The sequence below is a fragment of the Stenotrophomonas sp. genome (genome assembly GCF_059505245.1).
On record NZ_JCACKF010000036.1, the window covers coordinates 20,768 to 41,022 of the forward strand.

Annotated in this window: 13 protein-coding genes; all 13 read left to right on the plus strand. The window is 69.7% G+C overall.

All coding sequences use genetic code 11. From position 1 onward, the window contains the following. Nucleotides 1–43: 43 nt before the first annotated feature. Nucleotides 44–7,225 carry an ESPR-type extended signal peptide-containing protein gene (locus tag AC5JLE_RS13275; RefSeq protein ID WP_496065359.1) on the plus strand — a complete coding sequence of 2,394 codons (7,182 nt, stop codon included), beginning with the start codon at nucleotides 44–46 and terminating at the stop codon, nucleotides 7,223–7,225. Nucleotides 7,226–7,382: 157 nt separating this feature from the next. After that, nucleotides 7,383–9,236, plus strand: a complete 1,854-nt coding sequence (locus tag AC5JLE_RS13280; RefSeq protein WP_014645887.1) for a S8 family peptidase — start codon at nucleotides 7,383–7,385, stop codon at nucleotides 9,234–9,236. Between the two features lie 136 nt (nucleotides 9,237–9,372). Beyond that, nucleotides 9,373–11,094: a type II secretion system ATPase GspE gene (gspE, locus tag AC5JLE_RS13285; protein WP_496065360.1), complete on the plus strand. Its 1,722-nt coding sequence runs from the start codon at nucleotides 9,373–9,375 to the stop codon at nucleotides 11,092–11,094. A gap of 24 nt (nucleotides 11,095–11,118) precedes the next feature. Continuing rightward, entirely contained in the window at nucleotides 11,119–12,339 is a 1,221-nt protein-coding gene (xpsF, locus tag AC5JLE_RS13290) for a type II secretion system protein XpsF (RefSeq protein WP_496065361.1), read from the plus strand. 49 nt (nucleotides 12,340–12,388) lie between these two features. Continuing rightward, on the plus strand, nucleotides 12,389–12,832 hold the full coding sequence (gspG, locus tag AC5JLE_RS13295) for a type II secretion system major pseudopilin GspG (RefSeq protein WP_014645890.1): 444 nt from the start codon (nucleotides 12,389–12,391) through the stop codon (nucleotides 12,830–12,832). A 6-nt stretch (nucleotides 12,833–12,838) separates the two neighbouring features. Beyond that, complete coding sequence (gene xpsH / locus AC5JLE_RS13300; protein ID WP_197561704.1) at nucleotides 12,839–13,333, plus strand: type II secretion system protein XpsH; 495 nt, start codon at nucleotides 12,839–12,841, stop codon at nucleotides 13,331–13,333. Next, complete coding sequence (gene xpsI, locus AC5JLE_RS13305; RefSeq protein WP_111205445.1) at nucleotides 13,330–13,749, plus strand: type II secretion system protein XpsI; 420 nt, start codon at nucleotides 13,330–13,332, stop codon at nucleotides 13,747–13,749. Before xpsH ends, xpsI begins: the two co-directional genes overlap by 4 nt. Next, nucleotides 13,746–14,378, plus strand: coding sequence for a type II secretion system protein J (locus AC5JLE_RS13310; protein WP_496065362.1), 633 nt, complete (start codon nucleotides 13,746–13,748; stop codon nucleotides 14,376–14,378). The genes xpsI and AC5JLE_RS13310 overlap by 4 nt, the downstream gene beginning before the upstream one ends. Continuing rightward, a complete protein-coding gene (locus tag AC5JLE_RS13315) occupies nucleotides 14,375–15,238 on the plus strand; it encodes a type II secretion system minor pseudopilin (RefSeq protein WP_064237626.1) in 864 nt (287 codons plus the stop codon). Before AC5JLE_RS13310 ends, AC5JLE_RS13315 begins: the two co-directional genes overlap by 4 nt. Continuing rightward, nucleotides 15,235–16,380, plus strand: a complete 1,146-nt coding sequence (locus AC5JLE_RS13320; RefSeq protein WP_164688268.1) for a PilN domain-containing protein — start codon at nucleotides 15,235–15,237, stop codon at nucleotides 16,378–16,380. Before AC5JLE_RS13315 ends, AC5JLE_RS13320 begins: the two co-directional genes overlap by 4 nt. Beyond that, entirely contained in the window at nucleotides 16,355–17,068 is a 714-nt protein-coding gene (gspM, locus tag AC5JLE_RS13325; protein ID WP_496065363.1) for a type II secretion system protein GspM, read from the plus strand. Before AC5JLE_RS13320 ends, gspM begins: the two co-directional genes overlap by 26 nt. Further along, nucleotides 17,058–17,846, plus strand: a complete 789-nt coding sequence (locus AC5JLE_RS13330) for a type II secretion system protein, XpsN-like (protein ID WP_197561706.1) — start codon at nucleotides 17,058–17,060, stop codon at nucleotides 17,844–17,846. The genes gspM and AC5JLE_RS13330 overlap by 11 nt, the downstream gene beginning before the upstream one ends. Nucleotides 17,847–17,855: 9 nt before the next feature. After that, nucleotides 17,856–20,063 (plus strand): type II secretion system secretin GspD, encoded by a 2,208-nt coding sequence (gspD, locus tag AC5JLE_RS13335; protein ID WP_049404733.1) that lies wholly within the window; start codon nucleotides 17,856–17,858, stop codon nucleotides 20,061–20,063. Nucleotides 20,064–20,255 lie beyond the last annotated feature (192 nt).

Here is a 20,255-nt window from a genome sequence, read left to right on the forward strand (position 1 = left end):
GGCGTTGCTTTGCCCAAAACCAGTCCAATCAGGAGCCGTACCGATGAATCGGATTTATCGCAAGGTCTGGAACAAAGCACTGGGTCAGTTGGTGGTGGCCTCGGAACTGGCCTCCTCCGACAGCAGCAGTGGCGGGGTCGTCGACCAGCGCCGCGATGCGACACAGGCCACGCCCGCACTGCTGGCGGTGGCACTGGGCCTGGTATTGGGGTTGGGCATGAGCGGCAGCGCGACGGCACAGTCGGTGCAGATCGGCGGCAGCGCCACCTGCGTTGCATTCAGCGGCAAGCTGCTGGAAAAGTGCCTGATCGAAGGCTCGGCCACGGCCAAGGGCAGCAACGCGGTGGCGATCGGCAGCAACAGCAATGCCAGCGCCGCCAACAGCGTGGCGCTGGGCGCTGGCTCCAAGGCCACGCGGGCCAATACCGTGTCCATCGGCGATGCTGGCAAGGAGCGCCAGCTCACCAACGTGGCTGCTGGTACGCAGGGCACCGATGCGGTGAACAAGGCGCAGCTGGACGCGCAGGCGCGCGCCACGCAGGCCGCGCTGGCTGATGTCGCCGCCGATGGAAACCGCTATTTCAAGGCCGACGGTGCAGGCGATGACAGCGACGCGGCGAAGATCGAGGGGCAGGGCGCAGTCGCGGCCGGCGCCGGTGCACAGGCGCTGGCCAACGCCACCACCGCCATCGGGACCCAGGCCATTGCCGCCGGTCTCGGCGCCAGTGCCTTCGGCCAGGGCGCCCTGGCCATCGGCGATGCCAGCGTGGTGGTCGGGCAGAGCGCGGCCGCGTTCGGGCTTGGCGATACGGCCGTCGGCGCCAGCGCGTACGCAGCCAGCGAGAACGGCGCGGCCACCGCACTCGGTGCGTTGTCCGAAGCCACTGCCGATGGCGCAACGGCCGTCGGCGGTGGTGCCGTGGCGATGGGCCCGGGCAGCACCGCACTGGGCCGCGGCGCTACCGCCGCCAACGAAGCGTCGATCGCGGTGGGTGCGTTCAGCACCGCCGTCGGTGAATACAGCACCGCGCTGGGTTCGAACGCCGCTGCGGTTGCCACCGGCAGCGTGGCGCTGGGCGCCGGCTCGCTGGCCGACCGCGTCGATACCGTCTCTGTCGGCGCCGCCGACTACGGCCTGACCCGGCAGATCACCAGCGTCGCTGCGGGTACTGAAGATACCGACGCGGTCAACGTCGGCCAGTTGAAGGGCGTCGCCGCCGTGGCCGATGCCACCGCCAAGCGTTTCCAGGCCACCGGCAGCAGCAACAGTGATGCGGGTGCATTGGCCGAGGGCGACGAGGCGCTGGCGGCTGGCGAGGCCGCCAATGCGATCGGCAAGGGTGCGACGGCCGTGGGCGCCGGTGCGACCGCCGTCGCGCAGAACGCCACCGCCGTTGGCAACAACGCGCTGGCCTCGGGCCAGAACAGTGCCGCGTTCGGCAACAACGCGCAGGCCAACGGCCCAGGCAGTGTCGCCGTCGGTGGTGCTGCGGTGGATGCCGATGGCAATCCGCTGATCACCAGTGGCGGCGTGCCGGTGGAAACCGGCGCCACCAGTGCCGGTGTCGGGGGTACTGCGGTGGGTGCGAGTGCCGAGGCCGGTGGTTTCGCCGCGTCGTCCTATGGCGTTGGCGCATATGCCGCCGGCGCGCAGTCGTCCGCGTTCGGTGCGGTTGCCAATGCCATCGGTGATTACTCCACCGCGCTGGGTACGCAGAGCAATGCCACCGGCACCAGCAGCGTGGCCATCGGCGGCCCGGCCGATCTGATTCCAGGCCTGGGCTTCTTCGTGCAGACCCAGGCCAGCGGCGAAGCGTCGACCGCCGTCGGCGCCGGCGCCATCGCCAGCGGTGATCGCGCGGTGGCCAACGGCAGCCTGACCGAAGCGTCCGGCGCCGAAGCGACTGCGGTCGGCTACTTCGCCTACGCACCGGGCGAGAACGCCAGCGCGCTCGGCGCGCAGACCTGGGCCAGCGGCGCGCAGAGCACCGCCGTGGGCTACTACGCCACCGCACGCGGTGCCAACAGCGTTGCGCTCGGCGCCAACTCCGAAGCGGTGCGTGCCAACAGCGTGGCCGTGGGCAGTGCCGGCAACGAACGGCAGATCACCAGCGTCGCCGCGGGCAGTGAAGCCACCGATGCAGTGAACAAGGCGCAGCTCGACGCGGTGGCCAGCACCGCCGACAGCACCGCGCGCTTCTTCCAGGCCCAGCCGGAAGCAGGCAGCGATGCCGGTGCATTGGCCGAGGGCGAAGGTGCGGTTGCGGCGGGTTCGTCGAGCAATGCGATCGGCGCTGGCGCGATTGCACAGGGCGCAGCGGCCTCGGCCATCGGTGACGACGCCGTGGCGGTGGGGCGCAACAGCAACGCCACCGGCAATGGCGGTGTTGCCATCGGTGGCCTCGGCCAGGCCTACGACGAGTACAACCAGCCGATCATCGGTGCCGACGGTACGGCACAGCAGGTCGGCACCACTGCCGTTGCCGACGCCACGGCGGTCGGCAGTGGTGCGCAGGCGACCGGCGCTGCCAGCAGTGCGTTCGGCAACGCCGCCAGGGCCAGCGGAGACAACAGCTTCGCGGCCGGCGGCAAGTCGCGTGCGACCGGCAGCTACGCGGTTGCGGTTGGCGACAGCGCCTTCGCCAGCAGTGACGACAGCACCGCCGTCGGTGGCTACAGCTGGGCTACCGCAAGCGGGGCGAGTGCGTTCGGTTCCGGCGCCTGGGCAACGGCCACCAATGCCTCGGCATTCGGCAACGCGGCCTGGGCCAGTGGCAGTGGTGCGACCTCCATCGGTTACAACAGCTGGGCCAACGGCACCAGCTCCACCGCCGTCGGTCGCGGCGCATTCGGTTATGGCGACAACAGCGTGGCGCTGGGCTTCCAGGCGCTGGGCAACAGCCTCAACAGCATCGCCATCGGCACCAACACGGTGGCCGGTGGTGAAAGCGCGATCGCGCTCGGTGCCGGCAGCAACGCCAGCGCCAGCAACGCCGTCGCACTGGGCGCCGGCTCGGTCGCCAACCGCGCCCGCAGCGTTTCGGTCGGCAGCACCGGTAACGAACGCCAGGTGACCAACGTCGCCGCCGGTACCCAGGCCACCGACGCGGTGAACAAGGCGCAGCTGGATGCCGTGGCGGGCGCGGCAGCCACCACCGGCCGCTTCTTCCAGGCCAGCGGCAACGGCGGTGATGTGGCCGGTGCACTGGTGGACGGTGACAACGCGCTGGCCGCCGGTGATGCGGCCAACGCCATCGGCAACGGGGCCACCGCAGTCGGCAGCGGCGCCAACGCGCTGGCCAGCAATGCGCAGGCACTGGGCGTCAACGCCCTGGCCAGCGCCGCCAACGCCAGCGCGGTCGGTGCAAATGCACAGGCGACCGCTGAATACGCAACCGCGCAGGGTGCGGAAAGCGAGGCCAGTGGCGAGCAGAGTGCGGCGTTCGGTGCGGCCAGCATCGCCAGCGGTGCTGGCAGCACCGCGACCGGCGTGCTGTCCGAAGCCTCCGGCGAGGAGGCGGTGGCAGTGGGGTACTTCAGCAATGCCAGTGGCAGCGGCGCCACCGCGGTCGGCAGCGAGAGTGTCGCCAGTGGCACCGCGTCGGCAGCGTTCGGCATCGGTGCCGAGGCGACCGGCGGCTACAGCACCGCCATCGGTGGCTATGCACAGGCCTCGGCCTTCAATGCCACGGCCTTCGGCAACTTCGCCAATGCCTCCGGCTCCAACAGCGTGGCGCTGGGCGGTGATTCGGAAGCCTCCGGTGCCTACAGCACCGCCACTGGCCAGGGCAGCCTGGCCACCGGCACCAACAGCGTCGCCGTCGGCGGATCGCTGTTCGGCGTGCTGGCCACCGAAGCATCGGGCAACTACTCCACCGCCGTCGGTGGCGGCGCCTGGTCCGGTGGCATCAACAGCACCGCGCTGGGCAACGCCGCCGAATCGCGCGCTGCCAACAGCGTGGCGCTGGGTGCCGATTCGATCGCCGACCGCGACAACACCGTGTCGGTCGGCGGCGGTGGCAACACCCGCCAGATCACCAACGTGGCTGATGGCACGCAGGGCAATGATGCGGTCAACAAGAACCAGCTCGACGCCGTAGCCGCCGCAGCGGAAAAGACCAGCAGGCAGTTCCAGGCCAGCGGCAACGCCGATGGCGAAACAGGGGCACTGGTCGAGGGCGACAACGCGCTGGCGGCCGGCGATGCGGCCAACGCCATCGGCAACGGGGCCACCGCGCTGGGCAGCGGTGCCAACGCGCTGGCGGCCAACGCCACGGCCGTGGGCATCGATGCATTGGCCACCGGCAACAATGCGGCGGCGCTGGGCAGCACAGCGCAGGCCAGCGGTGAAGACAGCCTTGCGCTCGGTACCGGTGCCAGCGCCAGCGAGCTCGGCGCCAGCGCGGTCGGTGCGCGTGCACAGGCCAGTGGTGCGTACAGCACGGCAACCGGCACCGAATCCAACGCCAGCGGCACGCAGGCACTGGCCAGCGGTTTCCGTAGTGCCGCCTCTGCCGATGGCGCCACTGCCGTCGGTGGCTATGCCGAGGCCAGTGGACGCCTCGGCACCGCATTGGGCTACGGCTCGGCGGCCAGTGGTGCCAACACGACCGCCGTCGGCTTCGGTGCTGCTGCGGCCGGTACCGGTGCCGTGGCGGTGGGTCAGTCCAGCGAGGCCAGCGGCGAGGAGAGCGTGGCCATCGGTGGCAGCACCTTCTTCGGCCTGATCCCGTCGCGTGCCAGTGGCACCGGTGCGGCGGCGTTCGGCGCCGGCGCATGGGCGACCGAAGACTACGCCACGGCAATCGGCTGGAACTCGTGGGCCGCCGGCAGCAATGCCACGGCCCTGGGCGCCAACGCCACCGCCAACGGCAGCAACAGTGTCGCCCTCGGTGCCGGCTCCAAGGCCGACCGTGACAATACCGTGGCCGTCGGCAAGGCCGGTGGCGAACGCCAGGTGACCCATGTGGCAGCCGGTACCGAAGCCACCGACGCGGTGAACAAGGGCCAGCTGGATGCCGTTGCCAGCGTCGCCGACAAGACCAGCCGCCAGTTCCAGGCCAGCGGCAACGCCGATGGCGAGGCCGGTGCCCTGGTGGACGGTGACAACGCCTTGGCCGCCGGCAACGCGTCCAACGCCATCGGCAACGGTGCCACCGCGCTGGGCAGTGGCGCCAACGCGATGGCCGCCAACGCCACGGCGGTAGGCGCCGACGCCCTGGCGACCGGCAGCAACGCGGCGGCACTGGGTACCAACGCACAGGCCAGTGGTGTCGACAGCGTGGCCGTGGGCAGCGCTGCCAGCGCCAGTGAACTCGGCGCCAGCGCTACCGGCGCCGGCGCCCAGGCCAAGGGCGCCTACAGCACCGCCAGCGGCGCGCAGGCCACGGCCAGCGGCACGCAGTCGCAGGCCAGCGGTTTCCGCGCCACTGCCTCGGCCGATGGCGCCTCGGCGCTGGGCAGCTACGCCGAAGCCAGTGGTCGACTGGGTACTGCGGTGGGCTACGGCAGCAAGGCCACCGGTGCGAACGCTACCGCGGTGGGTGTCAGTGCCAACGCTTCGGCGGCCGGCAGCATCGCACTGGGCGCAGGCTCGGTGGCTGATCGTGCCAACACCGTGTCGGTCGGTAGTGCCAGCAGTGATCGTCAGATCACCCGTGTCGCCGCCGGTACCGAGCGCACCGATGCAGTCAATCGTGGCCAGCTCGATGCGGTCGCGGCGACCGCCGATGGCACCGCACGCTACGTCAAGGCCAGCGGCGCGGGTACCGCCAGTGCCAGCGGCAGCGATGCCGCAGCGATCGGTTCGGCCGCCAGTGCCAGCGGCGCACGCAGCAATGCGCTGGGTGCCAATGCGATGGCCATCGGCAACGGTGCGCTTGCACTGGGCAACAGTGCCGGCGCGTCCGGTGCGAACTCGGTGGCACTGGGTGCGGGCTCGCGTGCGCTCGATGCCAACGTGGTGTCGGTCGGTGGTGGCAACGGCACCGATGGCCCGGCCGCGCGCCGCATCGTCAATGTGGCCGACGGCCGCATCGCCGCCGGCAGCAGCGACGCGGTCACCGGCTCGCAGCTCAACGTCACCAACCAGCGCGTGGGCGCCGTGGAAACCCGTGTCGGTGATTTCGACTCGCGCATCGCCACGGTCGAGACCACGGCGGCCAGCGCCGTCGGCTATGACGACGCCAGCCGTGACCGCCTGACCCTGTCCGGCTTCCAGGGCACCACCATCGACAACGTCGGCGCGGGCAACATCGCCGCCGGCAGCCGCCAGGCGATCAATGGCGGGCAGCTGTTCCAGTCGCTCAGTGATGCCGCCAGCTTCCTCGGCGGTGGTGCCAGCGTCGGCATGCAGGGTGTGTTCGTGGCGCCGAACTACGTGATCCAGGGCGCCACCTACAGCAATGTCGGCGATGCGCTGGGCGCGCTGGACCGCAAGGTCAGTGAGATTGACCGTCGTACTGCCGGTGGCACGCGTGCAGGCGCGTCCAGCCTGCGCGCAATGAGTGCTTCGCTGGATGAAAGCCCGCAGGCCAGCGTGGCCGACGCACCGGCAACGGCCGATGCCGCGCCGGCCAGTACCGCACGCGTGCAGGGCACGCCGACGGTGGCCGCGGCGGGGGCGGGCATTCCGGTCGGCACCCCGGCCACCGGCTTCAACGCCGTGGCCATGGGCGATGGCGCGGTAGCCAGCGGCGCTTCGTCCACGGCCATCGGCCAGGGCGCCAGTGCCACGGCGGCAAATGCCGTGGCGCTGGGCCAGGGCTCGGTTGCCGATCGTGCCAACACGGTCTCGGTGGGCAGCGAAGGCAACGAACGCCAGGTCACCAACGTCGCCGCGGGCACCACCGCCACCGACGCCGTCAACAAGGGCCAGCTGGATCGTGGCATGGCGACGGCGAACAGCTACACCGACAGTCGCGTCCAGGCCGTTGCCGACAGCTTCGATGTGTTCAAGGGCGAGATCGACGGACGCCTGCGCCACATGGACCGCCGCATCGACCGCCAGGGCGCGATGAGCGCAGCGATGCTCAACATGGCTACCAGTGCCGCCGGTATCCGCACCCAGAACCGTGTCGGCGTCGGCATCGGTTTCCAGGGTGGCGAGTCGGCGTTGTCGCTGGGTTACCAGCGTGCGATCAGCGATCGCGCCACGGTCACCTTCGGCGGCGCCTTCAGCAGTGACGACAGTTCGGTCGGCGTCGGTGCCGGCTTCGGCTGGTAAGCCACTCCATCGCGCCGGCGGCCACCCACGCCGGCGCCGTACCTGCAGTGAGGGCCTGGGGGGAGGTCACGGCAATCCCGGCTGGGCCGGCCGGGAGTCGTCAAGGAATGATGGCCGCAGTGTTGGTTCGATCCATGACCCAGAAGAGGAATTCGACGTGATCAAGAAGCAGAACCTTCGCATCAATGTGCTTGCCGCCGCCGTGCTGTCGATGACGGCGGTCGGTGCCGTCCACGCCGCCGGGTTGCCGACCCGTGAACCGGTGCGCCAGGCCAGCACCGCCCAGCCGGGTACCGAGCGCATCATCGTCAAGTACCGGGCCGGCGCTGCTGCCGCCACCGACCGCTCGGCGAAGCTGTCCACCGTGCAGTCCGCACTGACCCGTGCCAGTCTCTCCGGCGGCACGTCACGCGCCAGCACGCTCGGCCCGCAGGTGGTCCGCAAGCTGTCTACCGGTGCGGATCTCATCCGTGTGCAGGGCCGCCTGGCACCGGCCGAACTGCAGCGCGTGCTGAAGGAACTGAAGGCCGATCCGTCGGTGCAGTACGCCGAAGCCGACGTGAAGCTGCGCCGCAGCGAACTGCGTGCCGGCAACGTGCAGCCGGCGCTGGTGCCGAACGATCCCTTCTACCAGCAGAACCAGTGGCATCTGCACAATGCGGTCGGCGGCATCAACGCACCGGCGGCGTGGGATGTCTCGCAGGGCGAGGGCATCGTGGTGGCAGTGATCGATACCGGCGTCCTGCCGCAGCATCCGGACCTGGTCGGAAACCTGCTGGAAGGCTACGACTTCATCAGCGATGCGGAGACCTCGCGGCGCCCGACCAACGATCGCGTGCCGGGTGCGCAGGACTACGGTGATTGGGTCGAGAACGACAACGAGTGCTATGACGGCTCGCTGGCCGACGACAGTTCCTGGCACGGCACCCACGTCGCTGGCACCGTGGCCGAGCAGACCAACAACGGCGTCGGCATGGCCGGTGTCGCCTACAAGGCCAAGGTGCTGCCGGTCCGCGTGCTGGGCAAGTGCGGCGGCTACCTGTCCGACATCGCTGATGCGGTGACATGGGCCTCCGGCGGTACCGTGACCGGCATCCCGGCCAACACCAATCCGGCCGAGATCATCAACATGAGCCTGGGGGGCGGTGGTTCCTGCGCCAGCACCTACCAGGACGCGATCAACGGCGCGATCTCGCGCGGTACCACGGTGGTGGTGGCTGCCGGCAATGAAGCCGACAACGCGTCCAAGTACCAGCCGGCCAGCTGCGAAGGCGTGGTGACCGTGGGTGCCACCCGCATCACCGGTGGCATCACCTACTACTCCAACTATGGAGCCCGCGTGGACCTGTCCGGTCCGGGCGGTGGCGGCAGTGTCGACGGCAACCCGGGCGGCTACATCTGGCAGACCGGCTCCAATGCGGCCACCACGCCGGAATCGGGCACGCCGGGCTACATGGGCATGGGCGGTACCTCGATGGCCTCGCCGCATGTGGCCGCCGTTGCGGCACTGGTGCAGAGCGCACTGATCGCCAAGGGCAAGGATCCGTTGACCCCGGCCGCGATGCGTACCCTGCTGAAGGAAACGGCGCGTCCGTTCCCGGTCGCCATCCCGGCGGCGACCCCGATCGGTACCGGCATCCTCGATGCCAAGGCCGCGCTGGCCAAGGCACTGGAAGAACCGTGCACCGAGAACTGCGGGCCGGTGGCCACGCCGCTGACCAACAAGGCCGCAGTCGGCGGCCTGAACGGTGCTGCCGGCAGCAGCAAGCTGTACAGCTTCGAAGCCGTCGCCGGAAAGCAGCTCAGCGTGATCACCTACGGTGGCACCGGCAACGTCTCGGTCTACATTGCCCAGGGGCGTGAGCCGAGCGCCAGCGACAACGACGGCAAGTCGACCCGTCCCGGCACGTCCGAAACGGTGCGGGTGAACAAGCCGGTGGCGGGCACCTACTACATCAAGGTGGTGGGCGAAGCGGCATACAACGGCGTGAGCATTCTCGCCACGCAGTAATCACCTCGTGTCGTAGTTGAACGGCCGACGCCCGTCACCCTGTGTGACGGGCTTCGTCTTTTTACGAAAGGTGGCCGCAGGGCGGCGGAAATCACGGCTTAACTGCTAAAGTCGGGCCGATTGACAGGAGAGTCACGTGAACGCGCTCGCTGCAACCGTTACCGACGACGCCGAAGGCCGCATCCTGGATGCGTTGCTGGCGCGCGGCCGGCTCAAGGAAGGAGACCTGGCACGCGCGCGGCCGTTGCATGCCGAGGCCGGCGGCAGTCTGCTGGGCCTGCTGGTGCGCCTGGGCCTGGTGTCTGAACGCGACCAGGCACAGGCCAGCGCTGAGGTGCTGGGCCTGCCGCTGCTGGAGGGCAAGCAGGTGCCGGAGGCCCCGCCGCAGGCGCTGGCCGAGGGACTTCCGCTGTCGCTGCGCTTCCTGAAGCAGTTCCATGTGTGCCCGCTGGAGTTGGATGAACACGGGGTGCGGCTGTGGCTGGCCGATGCCCACGACGCCTATCCACAGCAGGCCGTGCAGTTGGCCCTTGGGGTCCCGGTGACACCGGTGCTGGGCATGCGCGCGGAGATCGATGACCTGGTCGAGCGCTGGTTCGGCCAGGGCCGCAGCGCGATGGGCGCGATCGTGGAAACCGCGGATGGCGAGGGCGGTGCGGTCGACGACATCGAGCACCTGCGCGACCTTGCGTCGGAAGCACCGGTGATCCGCCTGGTCAACCTGGTGATCCAGCGTGCGGTGGAGCTGCGCGCTTCGGATATCCATGTCGAACCGTTCGAGAGCCGGTTGAAGGTCCGCTACCGCGTCGATGGCGTGCTGCTGGAGGGCGAAAGCCCGCCGGCCAACCTCACCGCTGCGGTGATCAGCCGCATCAAGATCATGGCCCGGCTCAACATCGCCGAGCGCCGCCTGCCGCAGGACGGCCGCATCATGCTGCGCGTGCAGGGCAAGGAGCTGGACCTGCGCGTGAGCACGGTACCGACCGCGCATGGCGAAAGCGTGGTGATGCGCCTGCTGGACCGCGAAACGGTGGTGTTCGATTTCCACCGGCTCGGCTTCACCGATGCCTTCCTGCCGCAGTTCCGCAAGGTGCTGGAACAGCCGCATGGCATCCTGCTGGTCACCGGCCCGACCGGCTCGGGCAAGACCACCACGCTGTACACCGCGCTGAGCCAGCTCAACACCGCCGACGTCAAGATCATCACGGTCGAAGACCCGGTGGAATACCAGATAGAAGGCATCAACCAGATCCAGGCCAAGCCGCAGATCGGCCTCGACTTCGCCAATGCCCTGCGCAGCATCGTGCGCCAGGATCCGGACATCATCATGATCGGTGAAATGCGCGACCTGGAAACCGCGCGCATCGCCATCCAGTCGGCGCTGACCGGCCACCTGGTGCTGTCCACCCTGCATACCAACAACGCAGCCGGTGGCATCACCCGCCTGCTCGACATGGGCGTGGAGGACTACCTGCTCACGTCCACCATCAACGGCATCCTGGCCCAGCGCCTGGTACGCCGGCTGGAGCCGACCCACGCCGAGCGCTACGAAGCCTCGCCGGAAGAGATCGAGCGGTTCGAACTGCGCCGCCTGCAGCCGGAAGGGCCGATCCACCTGTACCGCCCGAAGCCGTCTGCGCTGGCGCCGACCGGCTACCTGGGGCGTACCACCATCATGGAATTCCTGGTGATGAACGATGCGCTGCGCCGTGCGGTGATGCGCCGCGATGGCATGGGCGAGATCGAGCGCATCGCCCGCGAGGCCGGCATGCGCACCATGTACGAGGATGGCCTGTCCAAGGCGTTGAGCGGGCAGACCACCATCGAGGAAGTGCTGCGCGTGACCGAGGAAAGCTGATGCGTGCAGGACGCCGGGGCTGACATGCCGAACTATCGCTACAAGGCGCTAAATCCGCATGGCGAGGTCTTCGATGGGCAGATGGAAGCGGCCAGCGAGGCCGAGCTGATCGCGCGCCTGCAGGACCAGGGCCACCTGCCGATGGAGACGCAGCTGGCCGACGCCGGCGCGATCGGCGGCAGCAGCTGGCGCAACCTGCTGCAGCAGCGCCCGCTGCAGGGGGCCGCGCTGCTGCAGTTCACCCAGCAGTTGGCGACCCTGCTCGGTGCTGGCCAGCCGCTGGACCGCGCGCTGTCCATCCTGCTGGGGTTGCCCGAGGACGAACGATCGCGCCGCGCGATCACCGACATCCGCGACGTGGTGCGCGGTGGCGCACCGCTGTCCACCGCGCTGGAGCGCCAGCATGGGCTGTTCTCGCGCCTGTACGTGAACATGGTGCGCGCCGGCGAAGCCGGTGGCAGCCTGCATGAAACCCTGCAACGCCTGGCCGACTACCTCGAGCGCAGCCGCGCGCTGCAGGGCAAGGTCATCAACGCGCTGGTCTACCCGGCGATCCTGCTGGTGGTGGTCGGTGGCGCGCTGTTGTTCCTGCTCGGCTACGTGGTGCCGCAGTTCGCGCAGATGTACGAAAGCCTGGACGTGGCGCTGCCGTGGTTCACCAACGCGGTACTGCAGCTGGGCCTGTTCGTGCGTGACTGGTGGGTGCTGCTGCTGGTGGTGCCCGGCGTGCTGGTGCTGTTCTTCGAGCGCAAGGCGCGGCAACCGGCGTTCCGGTTGGCGCTGGATGGCTGGCTGCTGCAGCGGCGTGGCATCGGTCGCCTCATCGGCGAGCTGGAAACCGCCCGGCTGGCGCGCACGCTGGGCACACTGCTGCGCAACGGTGTCCCCTTGCTGGGGGCACTGGGCATCGCGCGCAACGTGCTGGGCAACCGCGCCCTGGCCGCTGACGTCGAAACGGCCGCCGATGAAGTGAAGAACGGCGCCGGCCTGTCGCTGGCCCTGTCGCGCGGCAAGCGGTTCCCGCGCCTGGCGCTGCAGATGATCCAGGTCGGCGAGGAATCCGGCGCACTCGATACCATGCTGCTCAAGGCCGCCGACACCTTCGAACAGGACAGCGCCCGGCGCATCGACCGCATGCTGGCGGCGATGGTGCCGGCGATCACCCTGGTGCTGGCCTCGGTGGTCGGCGCGGTGATCGTGGCCGTGCTGGTGCCGCTGTATGACCTGACCAATACCATCGGTTGACGATGGCACTCCCTGCAACCCCGACACTCCGCAACTGAAAGGACCGTCCATGATTGCCCGTCGCCGACCGATCCGCCTTTCCTTCACCGCCGCGCGCAACCAGTCGGGCATGAGCCTGCTGGAAATCATCATCGTCATCGTGCTGATCGGCGCGGTGCTGACCCTGGTCGCCAGCCGCGTGCTGGGCGGCGCCGACCGTGGCAAGGCCAACATCGCCAAGGCGCAGGTGCAGACCGTCGCCTCCAAGATCGACAACTACCAGATCGACACCGGCAAGCTGCCGGCCACGCTCAACGACCTGGTGACGGCGCCGGCCGGTGTCGGCGGCTGGCTCGGCCCGTACGCCAAGCCCGCCGACCTGAATGACCCGTGGGGCCACGCACTGGAGTACCGGGCGCCGGGCGAAGGCCAGCCGTATGAGCTGGTCAGCCTGGGCAAGGATGGCAAGGCTGGCGGCAGCAGCGTCGACGCTGACATCCGCTACCAGCCGTAACCGCGCATGACGTACTTCCTGCCGCGCCGGTTGCCACGCCCGCGCCTGCACGGCAGGCGCGCGGCTGGACTGTCGTTGCTGGAAATGCTGCTGGTGATCGCATTGATCGCGGCGATCGGCCTGATCACCGCCGCCGGCCTGTCGCGCGGGTTCGCCGGCATGCAGCTGCGCAGCGCCGGCAAGGACATCGCCAGCCAGCTGCGCATGGTGCGCGCGCAGGCGATCGCCCGCGGCGAACCGCAGCGCTTCGTGATCGAACCGGCACGGCGCCGCTGGGAGGGGGCCAACCAGCGCCACGGTGAGGTGCCGGCACAGCTGCAGGTGCAGTTCGAAGGTGCCGCACAGCTGGCCACCGCGGCGGGGCAGGGCGTGATCGAGTTCCATCCCGATGGTGGCTCCAGCGGCGGCCGTATCCGGTTGCAGCGCGACGGTGCCGAATGGCGCGTCGACGTCGGCTGGCTGACCGGCGAGGTCCGCTCCGGCCCCTGGCGGGCGCAATGAAGCGGCGCGCGCGTGGCTTCACCCTGCTGGAAGTGATCATCGCTTTCGCCCTGCTGGGCCTGGCGTTGACCCTGCTGCTGGGCAGCCTGTCCGGTGGCGCGAAGCAGGTACGTGACGCCGAGCTGCGCACGCGTGCGGTGCTGCATGCACAGTCGTTGCTGGCCCAAGCCGGTGTCGACGCGCCGCTGCAGGTGGGCAGCCAGCAGGGTGACTGGGAACAGGGGCGCTATCACTGGGAGCTGCAGGTCCAGCCGTGGGTGGAACCACGCGCCGGCAACGTCGTGCAGGCCACGTCAGCGGGCACCCCATGGCTGGCCGAGCTGCAGCTGCGGGTGCGCTGGGGCGACAGCGAGCGCGAACAACTGCACTGGCGCAGCCTGCGCCTGTTGCCGCCCGACCTGGAGAGCGCGCGATGAAGCGGCGCGCCGCGGGCTTCACCCTGGTCGAAGTGATGCTGGCCACCGTGCTGCTGGCCGGCGGCCTGGCACTGGCCTTTGCCAGCGTGCGCTCGGCGATGGCGGTCAGCCAGCGCGGCGAGCAGATCGCCGCTGAAAGCGAACGCATGCGCGCGGTCGAGTCGTTGCTGCGCAGGCAGCTGGCGGGTGCACTGCGCACCCCGCTGGAGGCCCCGGACCCCACCCGCGAACCCAACTTCTTCCAGGGCGAGGAGCAACGCATGCTGTTCGCCGCCGACCTGCCCGGTTACCTCGGCCGTGGCGGCCCCTACCTGCACGCGCTGCAGGTGGACGGACGCGGTGGCCAACAGCGCCTGCTGCTGGACCTGGTGCTGCTGCAGGAGGGCGAGCGCATCGCCGAGAATCCGCCGCGCCCGCCGGAGGTGCTGGTGGAGAACCTGAAGTCGGTGCAGCTGCGCTACCGCGGCATCGATGCCAGCACCGGGCAGGTCACCGACTGGCTGCCGCGCTGGGACGACACCCGCCGCCTGCCGTTGCTGGTGGAAATCCAGATCGTGCCGAACCGCGGCGCGCCGTGGCCGCCGCTGGTGGTGGCGCTGCGTGCCGGTGGCAGTGGAGGCGCACGATGAGCCGGCAGGGCGGGGCGGCACTGGTGCTGGTGCTGTGGCTGATCGCGTTGATGACGGCGCTGGTCGGTGCATTCGCGCTGAGCGCACGGGTCGAGCACCTGCAGCAGCGCGTGCTGGATGACGATGCACGCGGGCAGGAACGTGCGCGCGCCGGCCTTGAATATGCCCTGCTGCGGCTGTCGGCCGATCCGCAACGCGCGCCCTGGCGTGCCGATGGCCGTACCTACCGCTGGCAGTTCGACGACGCCAGCATCGAGATCAAGGTGCTGGACGAGAACGGCAAGATCAACCTGAATCTGGCCGATGCGGCGCTGCTGACCGCCTTCCTCAAGGCGCTGGGCGAAGACGATGCACAGGCCCGGCAGCTGGCCGGGGCGATCATCGACTGGCGCGACGAGGACAGCCTGCTGCAGCCGGGAGGGGGCGCCGAAGCGCAGGACTACGCCGCAGCCGGATTGCCCTACGGTCCCCGCAACAAGCGCTTCGAGACCCTGGGCGAGCTGCAGCGGGTGCTGGGCATGCGCGGCCCGCTGTACCGGGCGATGCTGCCGCACCTGACCCTGTACAGCCGCCAGGCACGCCCGGATCCGCAGTTCGCCAGCGCACCGGTGCTGACCGCGCTGGGCCTGGATGCGGACAGTGTGATGGCGCAGCGCGCACAGCAGGAGCGTGATGCAGATTCCGCTGGCGGTACGACAACGCTTGCCAGCAGCAGCGGCACCTATAGTATCGAGTCCGGTGCCATCGACAGCAGTGGACGCAGGTCGGTGGTGCAGGCAGTGGTACGCAGTGGCTCGGGCGGGGTTCCCGGGCGGACTTACACAGTGCTTCGCTGGGAGCAGGGAATGACAGCAAGATGACGGCGTGGCAGGACAGTCTGCGGCAGGTGCAGGGCCGGATCGGCCCGGGCGCGGGCCGTTTCCTGCGCTGGTGGCGTCAGTCGCTGCTGGCCTGGGTGCCGGTGCGCTGGCAATGGGCGCTGGGCTGGGGTCAGGCACGCCTGCTGTTGCAGCAGCAGGGGGGCGAGCTGCAAGTCTGGCGCGAGGCCGGTGAGCGCCGCGAAGCGGTGGCGCGCCTGCCGTGGCCGCTGTCGCCGGCGGACCTGGACCGCGTGCTGGAGCCCCGCCTGCGTACTCTGCCGCGGGTGTGGCTGCTGCCGGCGATGGACGTCCTGCGGCGTACCCTGCGCCTGCCCGCCGCCGCGGCCGATCGCCTGCGCGCGGTGGTCGGTTTCGAGATCGACCGGCAGACGCCGTTCGAAGCGTCCCAGGTCAGCTATGACGTGCGTGAACTGGGCGCGGCCGGCGAAGGCCAGTTGCAGGTCGAACTGGTGGCATGGCCGTTGCGGCAGCTGGACGCATGGCGCAGTGGGGTGGGCCCGTGGGCCGACGCACTGGCCGGTGTCGATGCCATCGATGTGCAGGGCAACGTGCTGCAGGTGAACCTGCTGCCGCCCGCGCAGCGCCAGGTGCGTCCGGACCCGATGCGGCGCTGGAACCTGCTGCTGGCGGTGGCGGCAGCGGTGATGCTGGTGCTGGCAGCAGTGCAGCTGCTGGACAACCGCCGGGCTGCCGCCGACGCGCTGCGTGAGCAGGTCGAGCGCAGCGCGCGCAGTGCGCGTGGCGTGGCCAGCGAACGCGCGCAGCTGCAGGCGCTGATCGATGGTGCCGCGTTCCTGGAGAAACAGCGCAGCCAGCGCGCCGGTACCGTGGAAATCTGGAATGAACTGACCCGGCGCCTGCCGGAAGGCACCTATCTGGAAAAGCTGGCGATCGAGAACAACAACCTGCAGCTGATCGGCCTGAGCCGCGAGGCATCGCAGCTGGTGCAGCTGCTGCAGGATGCACCGCAGTGGCGCAAGGTCAACCTGACCGGGGTGCTGCAGGCCGATGGCGCCGCCAGTGGCCGTGACCGCTTCACCATGACCGCCGAGCTGCAGCCCTTGCCGGCCGCGGCACCGAGCCCGGAGGCGGCCGATGCCGATGCCAAGCGCACGCCGTGACCGCTGGCTGGCGCTGGCACTGCTGCTGGCCGTGCTCGGCGTGGCGTATCTGTTGCTGGTGCACCCATGGTTCACACAGCCGCTGCGTGCGATCGATGCCGATGTCGCCGCGCTGCGCGAGCGCGAGGCGCGCGTGCAGGCGCAGCTGCAGCAGCGGCCGCAGATCGAACAGCGCCTGCGTGCCACCCGCGAGGCATTGCAGCAGCGGCCAGGCTTCCTGCGCGAAGCCACTGCCGAAGCTGCCGCCGCTGCATTGGGCGCCCGGCTGCAGGATGCGGTGGCGATGGCCAGCCCGGGCAACCGCAGCTGCACCATCAGCAACCGCACGCCGCTGACCGACAACCGGCGCGACGCCGAGTTCGTGCGCGTCGCCATGCAGGTGCGCCTGCGCTGCGGGGTGGCCGAACTGGCCACCGTGCTGCACAGCCTGGAAACCGGCAGCCCACGCCTGTTCGTCGACAACCTCAACCTGATCGCGCAGCGCTTCCAGCAATCACCGAACGAATCGGGGCTGGGCCTGGACGTGTCCTTCGAGCTGGCCGGCTATCTGCTGCCGGGCGCTGCCGCCGATGGCACGGTTCCGGCGCCCGCTGCGACACCGGCACCGTCCGCGTCGCCGACCGAGGCCGCACCTGCGCCGCAGCCGGCGCCCCCGTCCGAAGGGCAGGAGGTGGCCGATGAAGCTTGAGCAGATCAGCCTGCCTACCGGCTTCCTGCTGGCGCTGGCCGGTTGGGCGGCCGCCGTCTGGCTGGCGACCGGCTTCGGGCTGGGCAGCCAGCTGCCGGGTGCCGGCGGTGATGCCGACGCCGCGCCATCGCTGCCATCGCTGCCGCCGCTGGCGGCCGAGCGCATGGCCAGCGCCGACAGCTACAGCGCGATCGGTGAGCGCCCGTTGTTCGCCGAAGACCGCAGGCCGCGGCCTTATCTGCTGGGTGGCAGCGAACCGGCGGCCAGCGCCGCGTTGCGCCTCACCGGTGTGCTGCTGACCGGCGATTTCGGCATGGCCACGTTCACCACCGAACAGAACCGCTCGCTGCGCCTGCGCCTCAACGGCGAAGCCGTGGATGGCTGGCAGCTGGTGGCGCTGCAGCCGCGCCAGGCGACGGTGATCGGCCCCGGTGGCAACCAGGTCCTGGAACTGGCGGTGTTCAACGGCCAGGGCGGTGAGCCGCCGACGGTGCTGCGCGGTGCCAACGGCGCACCGCCTGCAGGTGCGATCGTGGTGCCGCCCTCGGCGGGCGCTCCGCCGGCGCCGCCACCGGCCGCGGCAATCCCATCGCCGTCGCCCGCTGGCAATGCACCAGCGCCTGCGGCGGCCGCTGCAACAACCCCACCGGCCAACAACAACGGTCCCAGTGAAGCGCAGATGCAGGCCATCCGCGAACGCATCCAGGCCCGCCGCCGCCAGCTGCAGCAACAGCAGCAACAACCGTCGCCGCCCCCGGGCGATGGCACCAACCGATAGAGTGAATGCATGAACCTGCGTTTTCTTCCCTGGTCCTTTGCCCTCGCGCTGCTGGTCGGCTGCAGTACGGTGTCCGCGCCGCACGTGCAGCGCAACGGCAATCTGTCGCCCAGCGCCGACGCCGGCCAGGCGGCCGATGTCGCTGCCGATGCCGCCCGTGAAAGCCAGGGGGCACCGCAGGCGGTGATCCGCCGCGGCACCGGCACCATGATCAACCGCGAGGCCGCGCGTGCGCCGGCACCGGCGCTGCACGGTGCCAGTACCGGCGAGGCGACCTTCAACTTCGAAGGCGAATCGCTGCATGCGGTGGTCAAGGCCATCCTTGGTGACATGCTTGGCCAGAACTACGTGATCGCGCCAGGCGTGCAGGGCACGGTCACCCTTGCCACGCCCAAGCCGGTATCGCCGGCGCAGGCACTGAACCTGCTGGAGATGGTGCTGGGCTGGAACAACGCGCGGATGGTCTACAGCGGTGGGCGCTACAACATCGTCGCCGCCGACCAGGCGCTGGCCGGCACGGTCGCGCCAAGCACGGCACCCGCGGCCAGCGCGCGCGGCTTCGAAGTCCGCGTGGTCCCGCTGCAGTTCATCTCCGCCACCGAAATGAAGAAGGTGCTGGAGCCGTACGCGCGCCCCAACGCCATCGTCAACGTGGACAGTGGCCGCAACGTGATCACCCTGGGGGGTACCCGCGCGGAACTGGAAAACTACCTGCGCACCGTCGAGATCTTCGACGTCGACTGGTTGTCGGGCATGTCGGTGGGCGTGTTCCCGATCCAGTCGGGCAAGGCCGAGCAGGTCGCGGCCGACCTGGAAAAGGTGTTCGGCGAAGAGAGCAAGACGCCCAGCGCCGGCATGTTCCGTTTCCTGCCGCTGGAGAATGCCAACGCCGTGTTGGTGATCACGCCGCAGGTGCGCTACCTGGACCAGATCCAGCAGTGGCTGGATCGTATCGACACCGCTGGTGGCAGCGCCCGCCTGTTCTCCTACGAGCTGCGCTACATCAAGGCGCGCGACCTGGCCGAGCGCCTCAGCGAGGCCTTCGCCAGCAGTGGCAACCGCGGCGGCTCCAGCCCGGCCTCGCTGGCACCGGGCGCCATTCCGTCGCAGCTAGGCGGCGACGGCGACCGTGGCATGGACAACAGCAGCAGCAACCTGGGTTCGACGCTGGGCGGAACCAGTGGTAGTGGCAGTGGCAGCAGCAATGGCAGCCTGAACCTGCCGCAGCGCCAGCCCGGCAACGTCAGTGTCAGCCTGGAAGTGGAGGGCGACCGCGTCGGCGTGTCGGCGGTGGAGGAAACCAACACCCTGCTGGTGCGCTCGACGCCGCAGGCGTGGCGCTCGATCCGCGAGGTGATCGAGAAGCTGGACGTGATGCCGCTGCAGGTACACATCGAAGCCCAGGTGGCCGAGGTCTCGCTGGATGGCGACCTGAAGTACGGCGTGAACTGGTTCTTTGACAATGCCGTGGCCGGGCGTGCCCTGACGGGCGCATTGGGCGGCGTGACCCTGCCGGCGGCAGCGGGTGGCTCGTGGAGCAGCTTCGCCGGTGCCGCAACGGGCGGCGAAGGCCTGGGCTGGGCATTCACCGGCCACAATGGCGCGGCGGTGGTAAGTGCGCTGGACAAGGTCACGGATGTACGCCTGCTGCAGACGCCTTCGGTGTTCGTGCGCAACAACGCCGAGGCCACGCTCAACGTGGGCGACAAGGTGCCGATCAACACCACCACGGTGAACACCGGCGTGGGCACCAGCACCTACAGCTCGGTGCAGTACATCGACACCGGCGTGATCCTGAAGGTGCGCCCGCGCGTGACCCGCGATGGCACGGTGTTCCTGGATATCGTGCAGGAAGTGAGCAGCGCCTCGAACGTGCCCGACAACTGCAATCCGACCGAGCGCAACTGCAACCCGCGAATTTCCACAAAGAAGCTGTCGACCGAAGCGGCGGTGCAGAGCGGCGACACCATCATGCTGGCTGGCCTGATCACGGATTCGGGCACCGATGGCAGCAGCGGCATTCCCGGCCTGAGCCGTATTCCGGTAGTTGGCGCGCTGTTCGGGCAGAAGAGCCGCTCCAGCCGCCGTTCCGAGGTGATCGTGCTGCTGACCCCGAGCATCGTGCGCAACAGCCTGGAATCGCGCAACCTGACCGACGAGTACAGCAAGCGCTTCCGCGCGATGGAGCCGCTGAACCAGCCGCGCGCGAAGAAGTAAGGGGTTACGGCCGGGCGGCGCCCGGCACCCGCCGAGGCCGGAGCAACGGCAACGGCCAAAGCGAAAGCAACAGCAACAGCAACAGCAACAGCAGCAGCGGGTTTACTGAGGGAGGGTGGGTCGGGGGGGGGGGGGGGGGGGCCCCCCCCAACCCGACCCCGGGGGGGCGGTGGGGCCCAACAGCCGCCCCCC

What these genes read in the sequence shown, in the direction of transcription:
- AC5JLE_RS13275 (WP_496065359.1), top strand. Translation starts at nt 44, where the DNA reads ATGAATCGGATTTATCGCAAGGTCTGGAACAAAGCACTGGGTCAGTTG.
- xpsF (WP_496065361.1), top strand. Translation starts at nt 11,119, where the DNA reads ATGCCGAACTATCGCTACAAGGCGCTAAATCCGCATGGCGAGGTCTTC.
- gspG (WP_014645890.1), top strand. Translation starts at nt 12,389, where the DNA reads ATGATTGCCCGTCGCCGACCGATCCGCCTTTCCTTCACCGCCGCGCGC.
- xpsH (WP_197561704.1), top strand. Translation starts at nt 12,839, where the DNA reads ATGACGTACTTCCTGCCGCGCCGGTTGCCACGCCCGCGCCTGCACGGC.
- xpsI (WP_111205445.1), top strand. Translation starts at nt 13,330, where the DNA reads ATGAAGCGGCGCGCGCGTGGCTTCACCCTGCTGGAAGTGATCATCGCT.
- AC5JLE_RS13310 (WP_496065362.1), top strand. Translation starts at nt 13,746, where the DNA reads ATGAAGCGGCGCGCCGCGGGCTTCACCCTGGTCGAAGTGATGCTGGCC.
- AC5JLE_RS13315 (WP_064237626.1), top strand. Translation starts at nt 14,375, where the DNA reads ATGAGCCGGCAGGGCGGGGCGGCACTGGTGCTGGTGCTGTGGCTGATC.
- AC5JLE_RS13320 (WP_164688268.1), top strand. Translation starts at nt 15,235, where the DNA reads ATGACGGCGTGGCAGGACAGTCTGCGGCAGGTGCAGGGCCGGATCGGC.
- gspM (WP_496065363.1), top strand. Translation starts at nt 16,355, where the DNA reads ATGCCGATGCCAAGCGCACGCCGTGACCGCTGGCTGGCGCTGGCACTG.
- AC5JLE_RS13330 (WP_197561706.1), top strand. Translation starts at nt 17,058, where the DNA reads ATGAAGCTTGAGCAGATCAGCCTGCCTACCGGCTTCCTGCTGGCGCTG.
- gspD (WP_049404733.1), top strand. Translation starts at nt 17,856, where the DNA reads ATGAACCTGCGTTTTCTTCCCTGGTCCTTTGCCCTCGCGCTGCTGGTC.